We start from the raw sequence: 17,566 nt of genomic DNA on the forward strand, positions 1-17,566 counted from the left end.
ATGATAGAGCTGTTAACTGCATTCGTTCAGTTGCTCACAGCAATTATCAACGCGTTCTTCTTATAACGCGTTCTCAAAAGCTCAGCCTCCTACCGCTGAGCTTTTCTATTTCCCACTTTGGGAAATATATCATAATAATAAGCCCACACATTTAAATGTAAACCCTTATCGGCCTCTCAGATAAACATTGACCACACAAGCTTGGTACTCTCACCGACAAATTGCCCTGCCAATCCTTACGATGTTTTAGGGATATAAAAATAGAAAAACCAAGCGGTTAAGCTTGGTTTGTGTTTCGTAGTCTTCACTTTCTCTACATACATAATATGCACTGAGGTATTTTGGTTTTTGGCGGTTTTGCTCCGAGTTATTTCGAAACCACTTGAACTCTTATGTACCTCTCTGGCCAATCATAAGCATATTTATTGCCTACTTTTATGGTTTTCTTTGCGATGAAGCAAAGCTCGTTGTCACCTAATGTGGAAACTTTCTTTACGACAGCGTTTTTCGGATGTGTGTAATCTAAATCAACAAAAACATCACAGTAACCTTCAAGTGGTTTTTTGCTCTTTTTGATCGACTTTTCAATTTGAGTCTTGATTTTCTTTGCCACTCGATTCAAATCCGCATCGTCCGCAAGCGTCGATTGACTAAAAATTGTGAGGAAAATGCTCAACATTACTCGCCTCAAAAACTTCATCAAATTCACCTCACCAAGATTAAGCAAGGAGGAAAATGTAACCGAAATATCTTCTTGGCGAGTTTGAACTTGTGTTGTTTGGAGCTTAACCTGCTTTTTCTTGCAATGACGATGTCGAGCAAGGATGATTAATACGCTTAGCGACCTTTCTTTAATGTCGAGCTTTGGCGTGTAAAGCCTTGGTGTGGGAATACGTTGCGGATTCTTTGCTGGATCTTTTTCGGGACTTGCTTCGAAAACGCCAGCTTGGCTCCAGTCCTTTGTTGATACACCTTAATTTCCCCTGAAAAAGGTTCATGTTGAGCGATATCGATAAGGTTATGTTTGAATGTTGGCGGAAAATGTCCCTTGCTACGAACAAGATGACCATCTTTGAAGCTGACCACCAAGATGGGTCTATCGATCGCGACTAGCCAGAAGATAATTATCGCCGCGACAAGTATTACATAAAGCATATTCATAAGAGACATCTCCTTATTCTGCTAATAACCGACTGAGATCTTCTTTTAAACTGTTGACGGTTTTGCTTGCCTTTTCACTTCTTGAAGCCTCGCTGAGTAGATACTCAATCGCATCGGATAATGTACAACCTAACTCATTGGCTTTTAGGGATAATTTTTCCCAAACTCGGTAATCTAAATCAATAGATTTCTTGCGTGTATGGATTTGTTCTGCATTAAAGTGGCGCTTACGCTTGGCTCTGATCGCTTGTTTAAGTTTGTTATCGAGCTCAGAGGACATATGTTCTTCAATCCAAGACAGTACATGGGTTGGTTCATGTTCTATCGCCCTGAGCTTCTGTACCGCAGCTTCAATTTCACTTTTATCAATATAGCGAGTAACGGGCTCTCCATCCTTCCATTTATTGATGAGATACTGCCATTTCCAACCACATTCTAAATTTTCAAGTTGTTGATATTTCATCTTCGGCCACTTTCCATTGTTATACAGTGACAGCGTAACCCACTGTCTGCAGACTTGCAATTCTCCCTATCAAAAAAGCGAGAAAGATCATCGTCGACTTTCACTGTTCGCTGCTCGGCTTTTTCTATATAATTTGGCTCTTTTCAATCAGTTCGATATCTCAATGACCCAAAGCATCTGGCGCAGTGTAACGCCTCAATTTGAGCAGTTTAACAAAGTCTTTGAAAACTACCCTAACCTAGCTCCCATTTCACTGATCGAGATTCAGCCTCGTTTAACCAGTGCGCTTGAACAGTTTGTTCACCTTAAAGGGTTTAGTCGAATCCTCTTGATTAATGCTCCCGATAACTCGATTTATCGCTCTCTCTTTAAAGACGCATTACTTGAGCAGGATCTTGATGTTCCTGTCGTGAGTACAGAGACGTTAGATATTTCAGAGATTCTAGGCCAAGTCAAAGTTGAGCATGGTGGTCTAGTTCATAAAACGTCAGGATATCTCGAACAAGCGAATGGCGGTTATTTGATTGTTTCAGCGAATTTATTGCTGGCTAATCCACGCTATTGGCCAACAGTAAAAGCCGCCGTTTTGGGTGAAACTGTCTCTCCTATCAATTGCGATCCAAAATCTCCGCTCCCTAATCGCTTAGGTTCAAGTTACGACGTTAAACTTATTGTTGTCGGTGATCGCACGCAGCTTGGCGATCTGGATTTTTTAGATGCTGATATTCATTCCGGCTTATGTTTGTTTTCAGAGCTTGAATTAGATCTCAAGATAGAAGAAGAAACGATTGAAGACTACCTCGGCTACTTACGCTGGTTGTGTGAACAGTACAATTTGCCTTCATTAACCTGCTCTGCCATCCAGTCTCTGATGACGGCCGGTGCTCGTTATACTGAAGATCAACATTACGCTCCCCTTTGTTTAATGTGGCATCGAGCGCTACTTGAAGAAGCTCGCCTTGAATCTGAAGAGCCGTTGATTGACGCTGAACATATTGAAATTGCTTTAGATAAACGCTATCTGCGCGAGTCTTATTTACCCGAAAGAGCTCTAGACGACATTCTTGACGGTCAAGTGATCATCGAAACCCAGGGTGAACAAGTCGGGCAAGTTAATGGCTTGACAGTCATCGAAGTCACTGGGCACCCAATGCCTTACGGTGAGCCAGCTCGAATTTCCTGTGTGATCCATTTTGGTGATGGTGACATTGCGGATGTAGAGAGAAAAGTTGAGTTAGGCGGCAACCTTCATGCTAAAGGTATGATGATTATGCAAGCTTTTGTGAGTAGTGCCTTGAATCTTGATGGTTCTCTGCCCTTTTCTGCTTCGATTGTTTTTGAGCAGTCTTATAGTGAAGTTGATGGTGATAGCGCTTCACTGGCGGAATTATGTTCATTAGTGAGTGCGCTTTCTGAGTATCCGATTGACCAACAGATTGCCGTTACTGGCGCTGTTGACCAATTTGGACGAGTTCAAGCGGTCGGTGGTCTGAATGAAAAAATTGAAGGATTTTATCGCGTCTGTTGTCACCAAGGCTTAACTGGAGAACAGGGGGTGATTTTGCCAAGTTCGAACCTGAAACACTTGGCGCTTCATAAATCAGTAGTAGAAAGCATTAAGAATGGTGAATTCAACATCTGGCCTGTTTCGACGGTGGATGAAGCGATTCCTCTTCTCATGGGTAAACCTTTCCGTGGAGAAGATGAAGACAGCGTGATCGCAAAGATCGCTGAAAGAATTGATAATTTTGAAAAACTTGTGCAACCGCACGGAATTGTGGAACGGATCAAAAACTGGCTTAGCTGGCACTGATCGGAGTTGTTTGGCGTACACGTGTTCACTAACATGCACCCAACAAAAAATGGAGTAACCAATAATGCAGAACAAACGTGATTCGTATAATCGAGAAGATCTTTTAGCGTCAAGCCAAGGTGAGTTGTTTGGTGAGGGCTATCCTCAACTTCCAGCGCCAAATATGTTGATGATGGATCGCATTACCAAGATGTCAGAAACTGAAGGTGAATTTGGTAAAGGTTTGATCTTAGCTGAGCTCGATATCACGCCTGATTTATGGTTTTTTGATTGCCATTTCCCAGGAGACCCAGTGATGCCGGGATGCTTGGGCTTAGATGCCATGTGGCAACTGGTGGGTTTTTTCCTTGGCTGGGTTGGCGGTAAAGGTAAAGGTCGCGCGCTTGGCGTTGGCGAAGTGAAATTTACAGGACAAATTTTACCAACAGCTAAAAAAGTCACCTACGAAATTAACATGAAGCGTGTGGTGAACCGTAAGCTAGTGATGGGTTTAGCCGATGGTCGCGTACTTGTTGATGGCAAAGAAATATACGTAGCCAAAGATCTTAAAGTTGGCTTGTTCCAAGATACGTCTGCGTTTTAAAGATAGAATCTCTAACGAATAACAGCCCGTTTCGGGCTGTTTTCCTAGCGATAAGCCTTTTCAAGCTTTGTTGTATGGGAAATTATTTGCAGAGACCAGAAAGTTTATCGTTTCTAGCATCACGCCAACCACCTAACCAATAAGAGCGTACTTCCGTCTGTTGATAGGGACATTCGTCATGGGATCGACCGTTTAGACCGGCTTTGTATCCTTGCGATTGAGCTCTTTCTAGGCGATCACGCTTTTGTCTCTTCATAGTTCTGTCCTCATACGGTAACTTTGGTGTAACGTACAACTATTAAACTTGTGTGGATCTTTTATGACCACACCAATACAGAATCGATCAATTATTCGCCTTTCTCAAGCAATAAAAAAGGCACAAACCCAAATCTGTGAGCTTGTGCCCTTCCTGACAAAAATCCCTATTTTCTACGGAACCCTAGTACACCAAGCACCATCAAAAGCCCTAATCCGAAGCTACCCCCTTTACGTTCAGAGGCTTGCTCTTCGGTTGAACGCTGTTGAATGTTAGCACTTGTTGCATTCACAATTGGAACTAACTTCACGGCGACGACGGTTTCTTCGCGGTTACTACACAATGAATTATGTGCTGTCGTATCGTATCCACCTGAACATTTCAGCGCAGTTGCAGAGATAACGCCAGCATCATTAATATCTGTGGCATCAATAATGCGGAACTGGTTGTTGTTGCCTGTTGCGGTATTGTCATTAGTGAGATCATCTAACAACCAAGCCTTATTAGCAAAAATAGCCATGCGGCTTGGATCACTGCCATTGGCACTGTATGGATAAATAAACCCTCTTTTACGGCGCGGTTTACCATCATTCTCACGGGTGTCGTTTGCGTCGACTTGACCGACAATCTCGTTATAGCTGTTAATTGCCCCTGCTTTGCCGCCGGCTCCTGTGAAGAAGATGCCGCCGGTTAAGAAGTTCGCTGTTGGAGTGCTAGCAGAAACATCTTCGATAACAAATAATCGATTGCCCGCGGCTCCATTCTCTGGGCGGCTACCTGCACGTTTAGCAGAGCCTAACGCGACGAGGTTTTTGTTTACATCGGTGACTACCGAATTACTGTGAATGTAATCGCCACCAATTCTAGATTCAGCGCCGGAAACGGCTTTGGTCGTCCAACTTGCTGCATTAGAAAAATTACTGGTGTTGTCTAGTTCGAAAACCGAGGCCTGCATGTAGTGATTGTCTGTATCGTATGAACTATAACCGACCGCGTATAGCTTACCTCCATTTTCAACGACATCACGCATACTGCCTTGTGCAAGACGATTATTGCGATTAGGTTCGGTACCAGTTGGCCAAGAAAGCTCTACTGTTTCACCGTTAGAATTTTTCCAAATTGCAGGCTTGGAATAAAAATAGGCACCTTCGTTATTGTTTGAGCTTCGTGAAATACTGCCAACGGTGTAAACACCATCCGTTTTCCATGCACGGGTATATAAGGCATCAGTGATATTCGGTGCGACGGTGGAACGGGCTTGAATGGCATTAGCGTTTCTACGATACGTTGTCACGTCACCAGTTTTTACATTGATCCCGATAGGCGTAGCATTACTCGTTAGGCTATTAACAATCACGTTTTGTGACTCATCAATAGGCGCGCCTGTTGTTCCAGTACCAATAAAAGCAATTGAGTTAGCAACTTGCGTACTATTGATCTCTGCTTGCCAGCGATTCCAATGGGGATCTGCCCAGGTATTACAAGTTGAATACAAAAGTTCGTTGTAGCAGTAGCGTTCAAAGTCATTGCGTTCTTGTACATAAACGAACGCATTATCAATCCCGAAAGCCACTTCATCACGGTAACTTAAACCATCGACTGCTTTACCTGTGCTGGCTTTTTCAATGCGAGTTTCACCTGCCAGAGCAAAGTTTTGACAATTCACACTACCGACAGTCGAATTATTAAAACAGCTATCTGTGCCTGTACTTGGTTGGATCGCCACACCCCATGCACTACCGTAGCTTTGCCCTGTGCTTGGGGTCACTTCCATCACTTGGTAGAGTGCCGCGTTGGCCGTTTGGGTAGCAAGCAATACTGCGCTGGCTAAAATCGAACGTTTAAAAGTAATACGACTCATGTTTTCTATTCACTTTCCTGTTGCATCGCTTCAAGCTCTTCCCAACGCTCAAAAGCAATTTCGAGTTCCTGCTCTGTTGCAGTTAACTTGTCTAAAATGGGTTGCGTTTTATCGACAGGCTGACTGAAAAAGTCTGGACTATTGACGATGTCTTGTAACGCTGCGATCTCAACTTCCAGCTCTTCTAATCTTTGCGGAAGAGCTTCAAGTTCGCGTTGCAGTTTATAAGATAACTTCTTCTGCTTAGTTTTCGATGGTGCGGATTTGGGAGACTCCTCAACCACTTTTTCTTTTTTGACGATATTTTCAGCAGCTCTGCTTTGTAAAACTTGGGCACGCTGTTGCTGAGCGTCATGGTAGCCACCGACAAATTCTTCAATCTTGCCGTCGCCTTCAAAAATCCAACTTGAGGTGACGGTGTTATCGACAAATTCACGATCGTGGCTGACCAGCAATAAAGTGCCTTGGTAATTGGCAAGCAATTCTTCCAAAAGTTCCAAAGTTTCGATATCTAAATCGTTGGTTGGTTCATCAAGCACTAATAGGTTGTTGGCTTTAAGCAAAATGCGCGCAAGCAGCAAACGGTTTTTTTCTCCACCAGATAACGCTTTTACTGGGGTTCTTGCCCGCTTGGGTGAGAACAAAAAGTCCTGTAGATAGCTTAACGCGTGGCGAAGACGCCCGCCTACCATCACTTCTTGTTTACCATCCGCTAAGTTATCGATAACGGTTTTTTCTGGATCGAGTAACTCCCGGTATTGATCAAAGTAGGCGACCTCAAGCTTAGTACCACAGTGTACTTTGCCGCTATCGGGCTGTAAGTCACCCAGCAAAATTTTGAGTAAGGTACTTTTGCCACAACCATTAGGACCAATTAACGCAATTCGGTCACCGCGCATGATGTTGAAGCTGAAACCATCAACAATGGTTTTGCCACCGATCGAGTAATGAAGATTTTCGGCTTCAAAAACGATTTTCCCTGAGCGATTGGAATCATCGATTTGCAGGTTAACTTTACCCTGCACTTCACGACGCTCACTACGTTCTTGACGAAGACGTTTCAGTGCCCGAACTCGTCCTTCATTACGAGTTCTTCGTGCTTTAATACCTTGACGGATCCAAACCTCTTCTTGAGCGAGCTTTTTATCAAACTCGGCATTTTGCAGCTCTTCAACCCGCAGCATCTCTTCTTTTTCAGTAAGATAATTTTCATAATCTCCTGGGAAAGAGCTGAGTTGACCGCGATCGAGATCCACAATGCGGGTTGCCATAGACTTAATAAAAGCACGGTCATGGGAAATGAAAATGATAGAACCTCGGAAATCTTTCAGAAAACCTTCTAACCATTCAATCGTTGTTACATCGAGGTGGTTGGTTGGTTCATCAAGAAGCAGGACATCGGGATCACACGCCAGCGCTCGCGCTAATGCAGCTTTACGCTGCCAACCACCAGACAGGTCGGTTAATTTGGTGTGGCCATCTAGTTTTAAGGAACCCAGCACATTTTTGATTCGATCTTCAAAGCGCCAAGCACCAGAAACTTCAAGCTGCTCTTGGATATGTGCAAGCTTATTAATGTTGGATTCGCTTGGATCTGTTGCTACGAGATCTAATTGATCTTGATAGATCTTGAGTTGTTCGCCAATGCCTTGCAGACCACCTGAAACATAATCAAATACAGTACCCGCTTGATTGCGAGGCGGATCTTGCTCTAAACGGGATACGACGACATCTTGCATGACTTGCATCTTGCCATCATCCAGCAGAATCTCGCCTGCGAGTACTTTCATCAGCGTGGATTTTCCGGCGCCATTACGCCCAACCAGACACACTCTTTCATTTTCTTGTAAGGCGAAATCAGCGTGATCCAGTAATGGGTGATCGCCAAAGGCCAGCAAACCGTTATGGATGGTAATTAATGCCATTATGTTTTAACCACTCTCTTAATTCTTGTATGTCAAAAGGCCAATTCAGTTCATTACCTTGGTAAGCGACAACCGGTATAGTGACCGCGTAACGAGAAAATAGCTCGTCATTAAAGGCAATCTCTACCACGTCAACTTGTTTGGTGAGCCCTACTTCATTGAGTAACGCATAGGCCATCTCACAGAGATGGCATCCTTCAGTGCTGTACAAGGTTATCATTGAATTTCCTAACTCTGATGGGTGATCAGCCAGCAGTTATGAATTTGTTTATTTCGCTCAAAATCCAGCGGTAAGGTTTGATGCGAGATATTTTGAGCGTTGAGGCCCAAAGCGTGTAGCGCTTCCATATCCATCTTGAAATGGCGCTTGTTATTAGAGAAAACAATCGTCCCTTCTGGGCGCAGCAACCGTTTAAGATTGGTCATAAGCGTGACGTGGTCACGTTGCACATCAAAAGTCTGCTCCATACGTTTAGAGTTAGAAAACGTTGGCGGATCAATAAAGATAAGATCGTACTGGCTTTGGGCATTCGCGAGCCACTGTAGACAGTCGGCCTGAACGTACTGGTGCTGACGCCCAACCTGCCCGTTTAACTGCATGTTCTCTTTGGCCCATTCAAGATAAGTTTTCGACATATCGACGGTCGTCGTCGATTTTGCACCGCCACAAGCAGCATGTACTGTCGCAGAGCCGGTATAGGCAAATAAATTGAGAAAATCTTTGCCTTGTGCCATTTGCCCTAAACGACGACGAGTAATTTTGTGGTCAAGGAATAAGCCAGTATCGAGATAATCGTATAGGTTGACGATCAACTTCACGCCATACTCGGTAATTTGCATGGTCTGTGCTTGCTGGCCGAGTTTCTCGTATTGCGACGTGCCTTTTTGTCTTTCACGAACTTTGAGCACGACGTTGTTCGCATCGACATCCAACACTTGAATGGCTGCGCGAATAATATCGGTCAAACGACGCTTCGCTTTCTCTTCAGGAATATCCTTTGGCGCTGCATATTCTTGGATCATGAGATGATCTTGGTAGACATCAATAGCCACATTGTATTCGGGAAGATCCGCATCATAGAGGCGGAAGCAATCGAGCCCCTCACGCTTAGCCCATTTGCCAATCTTGTTGAAGTTTTTCTTCAAACGGTTGGCAAAATCGGGGGCAATGAGGATTTCTTGAGTACCTTCATTGCTGACGCTGTTTTGCTCTCGCATGGCTATGGTGTAATTTTTTTGGTGACATGGTAACGCACCATTATTCAGCTTGAACTGTTTGTCCGCACGCATGCGCAAACAACTGAGTAATTCGTCAGAACTCGAGAAAATAGAAGCGTGGCAACCACCAAACTCAGCTTTAAGCTGTGCACCAAATGCAGTGTAAAGAGCGATCAAACCGGGATGAGTGCCTAAACGCTCACCGTACGGTGGGTTACAAATCACAATACCTTCAGCGAAGTTTTCTGGGCGTTTTACTTTTGCCGCATCACCCAAGGTAAAGCTGATTAGCTCTTCTACACCGGCACGGCGGGCGTTATCTTTAGCCGTCTGCAATACGCGGTTATCGTTATCTACGCCGTAGAAATGAGTTTCTACCTTTTTGACTCCACGTTTACCTTGCACGCTGGCTTCTGATTTCACACTTGCCCAGAGTTCTGGTTCGAAATCTTCTAATGCTTCGAAGCCCCACTTTTTACGTTGTAAGCCTGGAGCAATATTGGCAGCCATCATCGCCGCTTCAATCAGTAAGGTACCGGAGCCACACATAGGATCGAGAAGCGGTTTACTGGCATCCCAACCACTGCGCAGAATGATTGCGGCGGCTAATGTTTCACGTAATGGCGCTTTACCTGCTTCAGTTCGGTAGCCCCGAGCATGCAAGCCTGAACCCACCATATCGATACCAAGCAGAGCATTCTCTTTGTGTAAGCGGACATGGATATGAAGATCCGCAAGATCTTTGCTGATCGACGGACGCGGAAGATTTTTCTTAGTGAAGCAATCTACGATGGCGTCTTTGACTTTCATCGCGCCGTATTGGCTATTACGAATTTCTCGGTTCGTGCCATTGAAATCAACAACGAGCTTTTTAGAACTGTGGAAATAGTTGACCCAGTTGACTGAAGTTGTTGAAAGATAGAGATCTAAGTCATTCTGACACTTAAATTCAGCCACAATACGAACAAATCTTGATGCGAGACGACTCCATAGACAGCAGCGATAGATCTGTTCATTGGTTGCTTTAAATTTAACCCCGGCCTGAACGGGTTTGGCATCGTTAATACCCAGTTGGGTTAATTCTTCAACTAATAGATTCTCAAGGCCGTTAGACGTCACCGCTAGATACTGATTCATAGTGTTCTTTTGCTGATAAAAATGGTCTCAGATTATAACTGACAATGTGAACCATACCTAAAGCTAACTCATCACCAAGCCAAAAAATCTCTCTTTTATCCATTCGATCCTCTCTATGCCGATCATATCGGTCAGTGTGTACACACTCCTGTTCCAACGCTTGCTAACTAAGCATTTATTCTCGTTGGTGACTACTTATTCATGCTTATTTTGGACTATACCAGATGCATTTTTACACTGTAAATAAGTTACAAAAGGTCATAAAACGGGAATTTCCGACTTAAAAATACAAAGTGAATGCCCTGTTTCACTGTGTTTAAGTAAAAAATAGATGTCTAAATTTTGTACCGAGCTCACATTGCCTAACGAATTAGCTCGATTTAAAGGCAAAAAAAATCGGCTTACGCCGATAAGAAATGAAGGAACGAAATAGGAAAGGAACGAATGTTGAATAAAAAATTAACTGACCATGGCCATTTGGGGTGTATACAAAAGTGTATTCACATCCGACATTCTGTCGTGCATCACTTTAATCACTTGACCAAATTCCAGTGTTTTGCTGCCGTTTAAAGCAAAAGAAACCAAATCACTGTACGCGCAAAGAGTGGCGTTCTCCCCCACTTCTAACGCAATAAAAATACCGCTGTTAAGGGAGTTTCGTAGAGATATCAGCTGACCTTGTTGTGGGGTATAACCGGTTCCCTGTACATCAAAAAACCAGCTTTTAGGCTGTACGGGTTTGTGGAAGCGTTTTGCGGCCACACAGTACAGCGCCAACTCCGCTTTACGAGGCTCACTCAGAGGTAGACAGGCAATGTGTTCTTTGTACAACTGAAAATCAGAAGCGTCATCTACGGTGAAGGGGTTCTCGATGAATGCACAATCCACCAAAAGATTGCGACTGAGATTGGTACGAAACAGCATATCATCACCAAGGTTGAGCATCAGATAACCTTCGCTATCTGAGAAGTACCAACTCCATTTGTCACTTGGTTTAAGCATTGTTCCACTCTCAACGATACATTTGGGAGGATGAGGTAAGCTATGTGACCTACCCTTGCCTATGAATATCAGTAATTCTATGAAGGTGCAGAGAAAAAAAAAGAGGAAATGCGTTAGACATTTCCTCAGTAATTCCGCTGATAAATCGGGGAACTTACAGGTTCTTGACGATATCGGCGACCAGCCCTGGTCCTTGATAAATAAAGCCGCTATAGACCTGAACTAATTTTGCTCCTGCTAAGAGCTTTTCTTTGGCGGAGATGTAGGAATCGATACCACCGACCCCGATGATCGGAATTTCTTCACCGAGTTCTTTATACAGACACTTAATAACTTCTGTACTGCGGTTTTGCAAAGGTCGTCCACTGAGGCCGCCAGCTTCGTTGGCAAACTTCATCCCTTCAACCAATGAACGATCTAAGGTGGTGTTTGTCGCGATGACACTATCGATTTTGTTTTTCAAAAGTGATTGGCAGATTTGCTGAATTTCATCGTCACTTAAATCTGGTGCAATCTTAAGTGCAAGCGGGACATATTTATCATGTTTCGCTGCTAATTCAGCTTGGCGAGTTTTCAATGCAGCAAGCAGTTCATCCAGCGCTTCACCGTATTGTAGAGAACGAAGTCCTGGTGTGTTCGGAGAAGAGATATTTACGGCGATGTAACCTGCGTAAGGATAAACTTTATCCATACAGATCAAATAGTCCTCTGCCCCTTTCTCAATCGGAGTATCTTTGTTTTTACCGATGTTGATCCCGATGATCCCATCGTATTTGGCTCGCTTAACATTCTCAACCAAGTGATCAACACCCAGATTGTTAAAGCCCATTCGATTGATGATGCCTTCAGCATGCACTAAACGAAACAGGCGTGGTTTGTCGTTACCTGCTTGTGGTCTTGGTGTGACCGTGCCTACTTCAACAAATCCGAAGCCCATCGCGCCAAACGCTTCGATGCACTCGCCGTTTTTGTCGAGCCCTGCTGCTAAACCGACTGGATTTTTAAAGGTTAAGCCCATGCATTGAACTGGACGATGAGGAAGTTGTTGACGATAGAAGAGATCGAAAGGAGTGCCAGTGAAACGTTTGAAATTAGAGATGGCCAGATCGTGTGCCTTTTCGGCATCCAATTGGAAAAAGCCAGCTCTGGCTAAGCGGTAAAGCATAATGCCTCCGAAAGAAAAAAGCCCCGAATAAACGGGGCGTTATTATTGACTCATTCGTCAGGCAATTCAATGCTTATTCTACAGTGAGACAATTTAAGTTGAGCAAGGTCAACTCTCGCAATGCCACTGAGAATTTGGCAAATTCATGAACGGTACCGACTTTAAACTCGCTGAGGATGTTCTCCCAACGGCTTATTGAGACTTGGTTACGCTCTAGCCATTTATCAAGTGCCAGTTCAATTTCCTGTTGAGCATCACTCAAATTGCTACTGAGCACTTGAGCAGTTAACTGGCGTTGCTGCCAATCGAGATCCTCACGGAAAGAGGCTCTTGCTAATGCTTGCCAATGGTTATCAACGGCTTGGTGGTTGATTTGCTTCAAGAACCAGTGCAGAGATAAACGATCGCCGAGATGGAAATAAAGCTTCGCTGTTTGAGTGACTGCGATGCCTTTCTCTTTCGCCACGGCCGAGATATCCAGTACAGAGTAAAGGCTAGAAAGACGCGCCACATAATGCGCAAGTTCTTTCTCGATGCCCTTCTCTATCCAGTTTTCAGCCATGGAATTATGCTCAACAATCTCCTCTTTCACCAAAACTTTATCCAATTGTTCGGTGATAGCTTTGACATCCTCTTGATAGCGTTCGACCATTGCTATCACGGATGGCTTACCTGTACGGTTGCGCAGTAACCAGCGAGTCAGGCGACGCAAAGTGCGACGCACGAGGAACATGACATCATATTGGGCGCTACTTTGCGCTATGTTGTCCAGTTTGCGTACTTTTTCGAGCACGGAACCTAAACCGTAAATCTCACGCGCGGCCGCATACGCATTCGCAATATCGACCACGCTAGAGCCGGTCTCTTCTTGTAAACGCGTAACGAAGTTGCACCCCATTTCGTTAACCATTTGGTTTGCTAAGGCTGTCGCGATGATTTCTACTCGTAGCGGATGGTTCACCATCTGCTGCGCATAGTGACCGCGTAACTCAGTTGGGAAGTAATTAACCAATTGTTTGGCATGGAATTCATCTTGCGCAATCTCTTCACTGGCCAGTTCTTCTTTCAACGCCATTTTGCCGTAGGCCATCAGCACCGAAAGTTCAGGACGTGTTAATCCCATGCCCTGTCTTTCACGCTCAAGTAGAGTTTCATCATCCGGAATGTGCTCTAAAGCACGATCCAAATACCCCGCTTTTTCCATGTGATGGATAAAACGGATCTGTTCTTTCATGAGTGATACGCCCTGCGCTTCGGTCACGGAAATCGATTCAGATTGTCCATAAGCATCTTCAATCACGATGCTTCCTACTTCATCTTTCATCGACTCAAGGATCTGGTTGCGCTGTTTGAGTGTTAAATCACCATTAGCCACCAAGCCATTGAGGAAGATCTTGATGTTAACTTCGTTATCGGAACAGTCTACGCCACCGACGTTATCCACGAAGTCCGTGTTAACGCGTCCACCTTTGAGTGCAAACTCGATACGACCGCGCTGAGTCATACCAAGGTTACCGCCTTCGCCGATGATTTTAGCGTTTACTTCACGTCCATCGACACGTAATCCGTCATTGGCTCGGTCACCGACATCGGTATGTGTTTCAATGGATGATTTCACATAGGTACCAATGCCACCATTCCAGAGGAGATCGACTTCCATTTTTAGGATCATTTTGATCAACTCATTGGGTGCCAACGTGGTTTTTTTAGTGTTGAGCATCTTCTGCATTTCAGGCGTCAGCGTAATCGCTTTTGCTTTACGCGAGAAGACACCACCACCTTTAGAAATCAGCTTCGGATTGTAATCTTCCCAACTTGAACGAGGCAGATTAAACAAGCGGTTACGCTCTTCCCAACTGCTCGCAGAATCCGGGGTTGGATCAATGAAGATATGAATATGGTTAAAGGCCGCCAGTAGGCGAATATGTTTTGATAACAACATACCGTTACCAAACACGTCGCCGGCCATGTCACCGATGCCAATCGCGGTAAAATCGGTGGTTTGACAATCAATGCCCATTTCACGGAAATGGCGTTTTACCGATTCCCAACCCCCTTTGGCGGTAATGCCCATCGCTTTGTGGTCATAACCATTTGCCCCCCCTGAAGCAAAAGCATCACCGAGCCAGAATTGGTATTCCGCTGACACTGAGTTTGCTAAATCAGAGAAGGTTGCGGTGCCTTTATCCGCAGCCACCACCAAATAAGGGTCATCTTCATCATGACGAACCACGTTCTTCGGCGGAACCACTTGCCCTTCAATAATGTTATCCGTTACGTCGAGTAAAGCGCGAATAAAGCGTTTGTAGCAGCGTTGGCCCTCTGCAAAAATCTCATCGCGTGTGGTGTAGAGATACTGTTTCTTACAAACAAAGCCACCTTTCGCACCAACAGGCACGATGACCGTATTTTTCACTTGTTGTGCTTTGACCAAGCCTAAAATTTCAGTACGGAAATCTTCTTGGCGATCAGACCAACGCAGCCCACCACGAGCGACTTTACCACCGCGCAAATGCACCCCTTCAATGTCTGGGGCATAGACGAAGATTTCGAACGCAGGCACTGGTGCAGGAATTTCAGGGATCTCACTTGGCTTCATTTTGAGAGATAGCCAAGGTTTGTTCTGCTTGTGCTCATCCAACTGATAGTAGTTGGTGCGCAGCGTCGCGTTGATCATCTCCATATAGCGACGGATAATTCGATCATCGTCGAGACTCTGTACTTGATCTAATTGCTCTGTCAGAGATTTGATGATTTCAGCTTGGCCCTTTTCTCCGCCTTTGTATTTCGGATCGAAACGACGCACGAAAAGATCCACCAATCCTTGTGCAAGATCGGGATGGTGGCTGAGTGTATCTTCAATATAGTGCTGGCTAAATGGGAAGCCGACTTGACGCATATAACGCGCATAAGCACGCAGGATCGAAACTTCACGACCTGACAGTGATGCACCTAAAATCAAACGGTTAAAGCCATCACTCTCCAGCTCTCCTGCCCAGATAGCGGCAAACGCTTGTTGGAATCGGTCGCGTGCTTCACGCAGATCCACCTGCTTATCACTCTTATGTAGCATAGAGAAATCAAGGATCCAGTACACTTGGCCATTGGCTTTCACTACTTCATAAGGCGATTCACCAATCACGCGTAAGCCGAGGTTTTCTAGCATCGGCATAACGTCTGATAGATGGATGGGTTCGTCTTTGTGATACAGCTTTAAGCGCACCGCTTTGGAGTCTTTGGCTGTCTCTTGTAAACGGTAGAACAGCATGCCCAGTTTATTATGCTCATCTAACGCTTCGAGGTGCTCGATATCTGCCAGTGCAGAGCCCGGCATCACATCTTCTTTGTAAGAACGTGGGAAGGCACGTTGATACTCTTTTGACAGCGGTAATCCACGACTTTCACCGAAATTGGCGACAATGGCTTCTGCGAGACGATCATCCCACGAGGTTGAGGCTTCCATTAAATTCTGCTCTATCTTTTTCACATCTACGTTGATGTTGTTATTGTCGACACGCACAATGTAGTGAGTTCTCGCCAGTGGGCTTTCTGAGAAATAGGTTGTAAATTCAACATCTTGCTCACAGCCAAAATACTGTTTGAACACTTGTTGTGTCTTACGGCGCAGCTCAGTGTTGTAACGCTCTTTGGTCACATACACCATGCAACTGAAGAAACGTCCGAATGGGTCTTTACGTACAAACAGGCGCAGTAAATCACGATCTTGCATCTGTACAACGCCCATGCCTACTTCAAGCAGCTCTTCTTCACGGGCTTGTAACAACTCATCGCGTGGGTAGTTTTCAAGAATATTGTGCAGGGCTTTGTAGGCATAAGAGCCTTGGCGGTAGCCGCTGGCCGCAAGAATGCGCCCTACTTTTTCGCGGATCAGCGGGATGCCTTCAACACTTTGGTTGTACACAGCGGAAGTGTATAAGCCAGTAAAGCGATGCTCACCGATCACCTTGCCTTTCGCGTCAAACTTTTTGATCCCGATATAGTCGGTATAAGCAGGACGATGGATACGCGATTGCTTATTGCCTTTCGTTAAGATCAACAGGAAAGGCTTTTTGGCTTCGAGTCTGGCTGAATCTGGGAATTGAGAGAGTTTTACGCTACGTACTCGCTCGTTGTCAGAGAATAAGCCAAGTCCGGTGTCTTTGGTTGGCGTCAATTCGGTATCGCCATTTTTCTCTACCAAATCGAACTCTTTGTAACCCATAAAGGTGAAGTTATGGTTACCTAGCCAGCGTAAAAACTGAATAGTTTCTTGTAGGCGTTCGGCTTCTACAGGGATCTGTTTTTTATCCGCTTCCAGCTAATTGATCACTTGTTCAAGCTTGGTCGCCATCGGTTTCCAATCTTTCACAACCAGAGCGGTGTCATGCAGGATATCCAGCAATTCGTTTTTCAGCTCTGTCATCTCTTCCTTGCTGCTTAGGCGATCGACTTCAATGTGGAACATTGAGGTCAGTTGCCCTTCTCCTTGATTAATGCTTTTGATCGAGCCATCGTCGTGACGTGCAATATGAGCAGGTCCGTTGAGCATTAAGTGCGATGCCAATCCTAGGCGGCTTAATGCCATTTTGATTGAATCAACCAGAAAGGGACTATCTGGTAGAACAATCTCAACAATGGTGTGGGTCGATTGCCAACCTTGGCGACTTACCGTTGGGTTAAATACTCGTACTGAGCGTTCATCGGCTTTTTTCTCATTGATGTGGTGCCATAAACTGAGCACTGCACCATAAAGATCCGATTCGTTACGCTCCACTAGGTCGTCTTGTGAAATGTTACTGAACAGGTGTTGTCCAAGTTGAGTCACTAAGGGTTGTTGAGCAAGCTCTAGTTTGTCTTGAATCAGTTGATAAACTTTTTCAAGCAAAACTGGCATCAAAGTTTCACGCGCAGTCATGGTCGACTCCAGAATTTGATTCTTATTTTTGTAGGGGGTGTGCAGTAAGCATAGCGCTTACTGATGG

At 44.8% G+C, this 17,566-nt stretch carries 12 protein-coding genes and 1 pseudogene; 2 read left to right on the forward strand and 11 right to left on the reverse strand.

The genetic code is table 11. The features are described from left to right. Positions 1 to 367 precede the first annotated feature (367 nt). From T411_RS0109410 to matP, 3 genes are all read right to left on the reverse strand, one after another. Positions 368 to 679, reverse strand: coding sequence for a hypothetical protein (locus T411_RS0109410; RefSeq protein WP_000948761.1), 312 nt, complete (start codon positions 677 to 679; stop codon positions 368 to 370). A 158-nt stretch (positions 680 to 837) separates the two neighbouring features. Further along, positions 838 to 1,155 (reverse strand): DUF3634 family protein, encoded by a 318-nt coding sequence (locus tag T411_RS0109415; RefSeq protein ID WP_001918575.1) that lies wholly within the window; start codon positions 1,153 to 1,155, stop codon positions 838 to 840. Between the two features lie 19 nt (positions 1,156 to 1,174). Next, positions 1,175 to 1,624 carry a macrodomain Ter protein MatP gene (gene matP / locus T411_RS0109420; RefSeq protein WP_000877146.1) on the reverse strand — a complete coding sequence of 150 codons (450 nt, stop codon included), beginning with the start codon at positions 1,622 to 1,624 and terminating at the stop codon, positions 1,175 to 1,177. 163 nt (positions 1,625 to 1,787) lie between these two features. Here matP and T411_RS0109425 point away from each other — a divergent pair, with 163 nt between their 5' ends. After that, positions 1,788 to 3,437, forward strand: coding sequence for a S16 family serine protease (locus T411_RS0109425; protein WP_000194427.1), 1,650 nt, complete (start codon positions 1,788 to 1,790; stop codon positions 3,435 to 3,437). 64 nt (positions 3,438 to 3,501) lie between these two features. Then, the gene (gene fabA / locus T411_RS0109430) at positions 3,502 to 4,020 is read left to right on the forward strand and encodes a bifunctional 3-hydroxydecanoyl-ACP dehydratase/trans-2-decenoyl-ACP isomerase (RefSeq protein WP_001180252.1); all 519 of its coding nucleotides are present in this window, start codon (positions 3,502 to 3,504) and stop codon (positions 4,018 to 4,020) included. An 82-nt stretch (positions 4,021 to 4,102) separates the two neighbouring features. Here the strand turns inward: fabA and rmf are convergent, their stop codons facing one another. The 8 genes and pseudogenes from rmf to T411_RS0109465 form a co-directional block, all read right to left on the reverse strand. Beyond that, a complete protein-coding gene (gene rmf, locus T411_RS01000000119270; RefSeq protein WP_001881287.1) occupies positions 4,103 to 4,276 on the reverse strand; it encodes a ribosome modulation factor in 174 nt (57 codons plus the stop codon). 166 nt (positions 4,277 to 4,442) lie between these two features. Continuing rightward, complete coding sequence (locus T411_RS0109435) at positions 4,443 to 6,137, reverse strand: DUF3466 family protein (RefSeq protein WP_000087036.1); 1,695 nt, start codon at positions 6,135 to 6,137, stop codon at positions 4,443 to 4,445. 5 nt (positions 6,138 to 6,142) lie between these two features. After that, on the reverse strand, positions 6,143 to 8,062 hold the full coding sequence (locus T411_RS0109440; protein WP_001174034.1) for an ABC transporter ATP-binding protein: 1,920 nt from the start codon (positions 8,060 to 8,062) through the stop codon (positions 6,143 to 6,145). After that, positions 8,040 to 8,282 carry a glutaredoxin family protein gene (locus tag T411_RS0109445; RefSeq protein WP_000631987.1) on the reverse strand — a complete coding sequence of 81 codons (243 nt, stop codon included), beginning with the start codon at positions 8,280 to 8,282 and terminating at the stop codon, positions 8,040 to 8,042. Before T411_RS0109445 ends, T411_RS0109440 begins: the two co-directional genes overlap by 23 nt. An 8-nt stretch (positions 8,283 to 8,290) precedes the next feature. Next, positions 8,291 to 10,417 (reverse strand): bifunctional 23S rRNA (guanine(2069)-N(7))-methyltransferase RlmK/23S rRNA (guanine(2445)-N(2))-methyltransferase RlmL, encoded by a 2,127-nt coding sequence (rlmKL, locus tag T411_RS0109450; protein ID WP_001077794.1) that lies wholly within the window; start codon positions 10,415 to 10,417, stop codon positions 8,291 to 8,293. A 459-nt stretch (positions 10,418 to 10,876) separates the two neighbouring features. Next, positions 10,877 to 11,419: a cell division protein ZapC gene (locus T411_RS0109455; RefSeq protein WP_000917529.1), complete on the reverse strand. Its 543-nt coding sequence runs from the start codon at positions 11,417 to 11,419 to the stop codon at positions 10,877 to 10,879. Positions 11,420 to 11,573: 154 nt separating this feature from the next. Beyond that, positions 11,574 to 12,584 (reverse strand): quinone-dependent dihydroorotate dehydrogenase, encoded by a 1,011-nt coding sequence (gene pyrD, locus T411_RS0109460; protein WP_000966885.1) that lies wholly within the window; start codon positions 12,582 to 12,584, stop codon positions 11,574 to 11,576. Positions 12,585 to 12,657: 73 nt separating this feature from the next. After that, a pseudogene (locus T411_RS0109465) lies at positions 12,658 to 17,499 on the reverse strand (NAD-glutamate dehydrogenase). Positions 17,500 to 17,566 lie beyond the last annotated feature (67 nt).

The sequence above is a fragment of the Vibrio cholerae ATCC 14035 genome (assembly GCF_000621645.1).
Lineage (GTDB): Bacteria > Pseudomonadota > Gammaproteobacteria > Enterobacterales > Vibrionaceae > Vibrio > Vibrio cholerae.

Bases quoted from the DNA above. Each gene is read 5' to 3' on its own strand.
- T411_RS0109410 (WP_000948761.1), bottom strand. From the start codon at position 679: ATGTTGAGCATTTTCCTCACAATTTTTAGTCAATCGACGCTTGCGGAC.
- T411_RS0109415 (WP_001918575.1), bottom strand. From the start codon at position 1,155: ATGCTTTATGTAATACTTGTCGCGGCGATAATTATCTTCTGGCTAGTC.
- matP (WP_000877146.1), bottom strand. From the start codon at position 1,624: ATGAAATATCAACAACTTGAAAATTTAGAATGTGGTTGGAAATGGCAG.
- T411_RS0109425 (WP_000194427.1), top strand. From the start codon at position 1,788: ATGACCCAAAGCATCTGGCGCAGTGTAACGCCTCAATTTGAGCAGTTT.
- fabA (WP_001180252.1), top strand. From the start codon at position 3,502: ATGCAGAACAAACGTGATTCGTATAATCGAGAAGATCTTTTAGCGTCA.
- rmf (WP_001881287.1), bottom strand. From the start codon at position 4,276: ATGAAGAGACAAAAGCGTGATCGCCTAGAAAGAGCTCAATCGCAAGGA.
- T411_RS0109435 (WP_000087036.1), bottom strand. From the start codon at position 6,137: ATGAGTCGTATTACTTTTAAACGTTCGATTTTAGCCAGCGCAGTATTG.
- T411_RS0109440 (WP_001174034.1), bottom strand. From the start codon at position 8,062: ATGGCATTAATTACCATCCATAACGGTTTGCTGGCCTTTGGCGATCAC.
- T411_RS0109445 (WP_000631987.1), bottom strand. From the start codon at position 8,282: ATGATAACCTTGTACAGCACTGAAGGATGCCATCTCTGTGAGATGGCC.
- rlmKL (WP_001077794.1), bottom strand. From the start codon at position 10,417: ATGAATCAGTATCTAGCGGTGACGTCTAACGGCCTTGAGAATCTATTA.
- T411_RS0109455 (WP_000917529.1), bottom strand. From the start codon at position 11,419: ATGCTTAAACCAAGTGACAAATGGAGTTGGTACTTCTCAGATAGCGAA.
- pyrD (WP_000966885.1), bottom strand. From the start codon at position 12,584: ATGCTTTACCGCTTAGCCAGAGCTGGCTTTTTCCAATTGGATGCCGAA.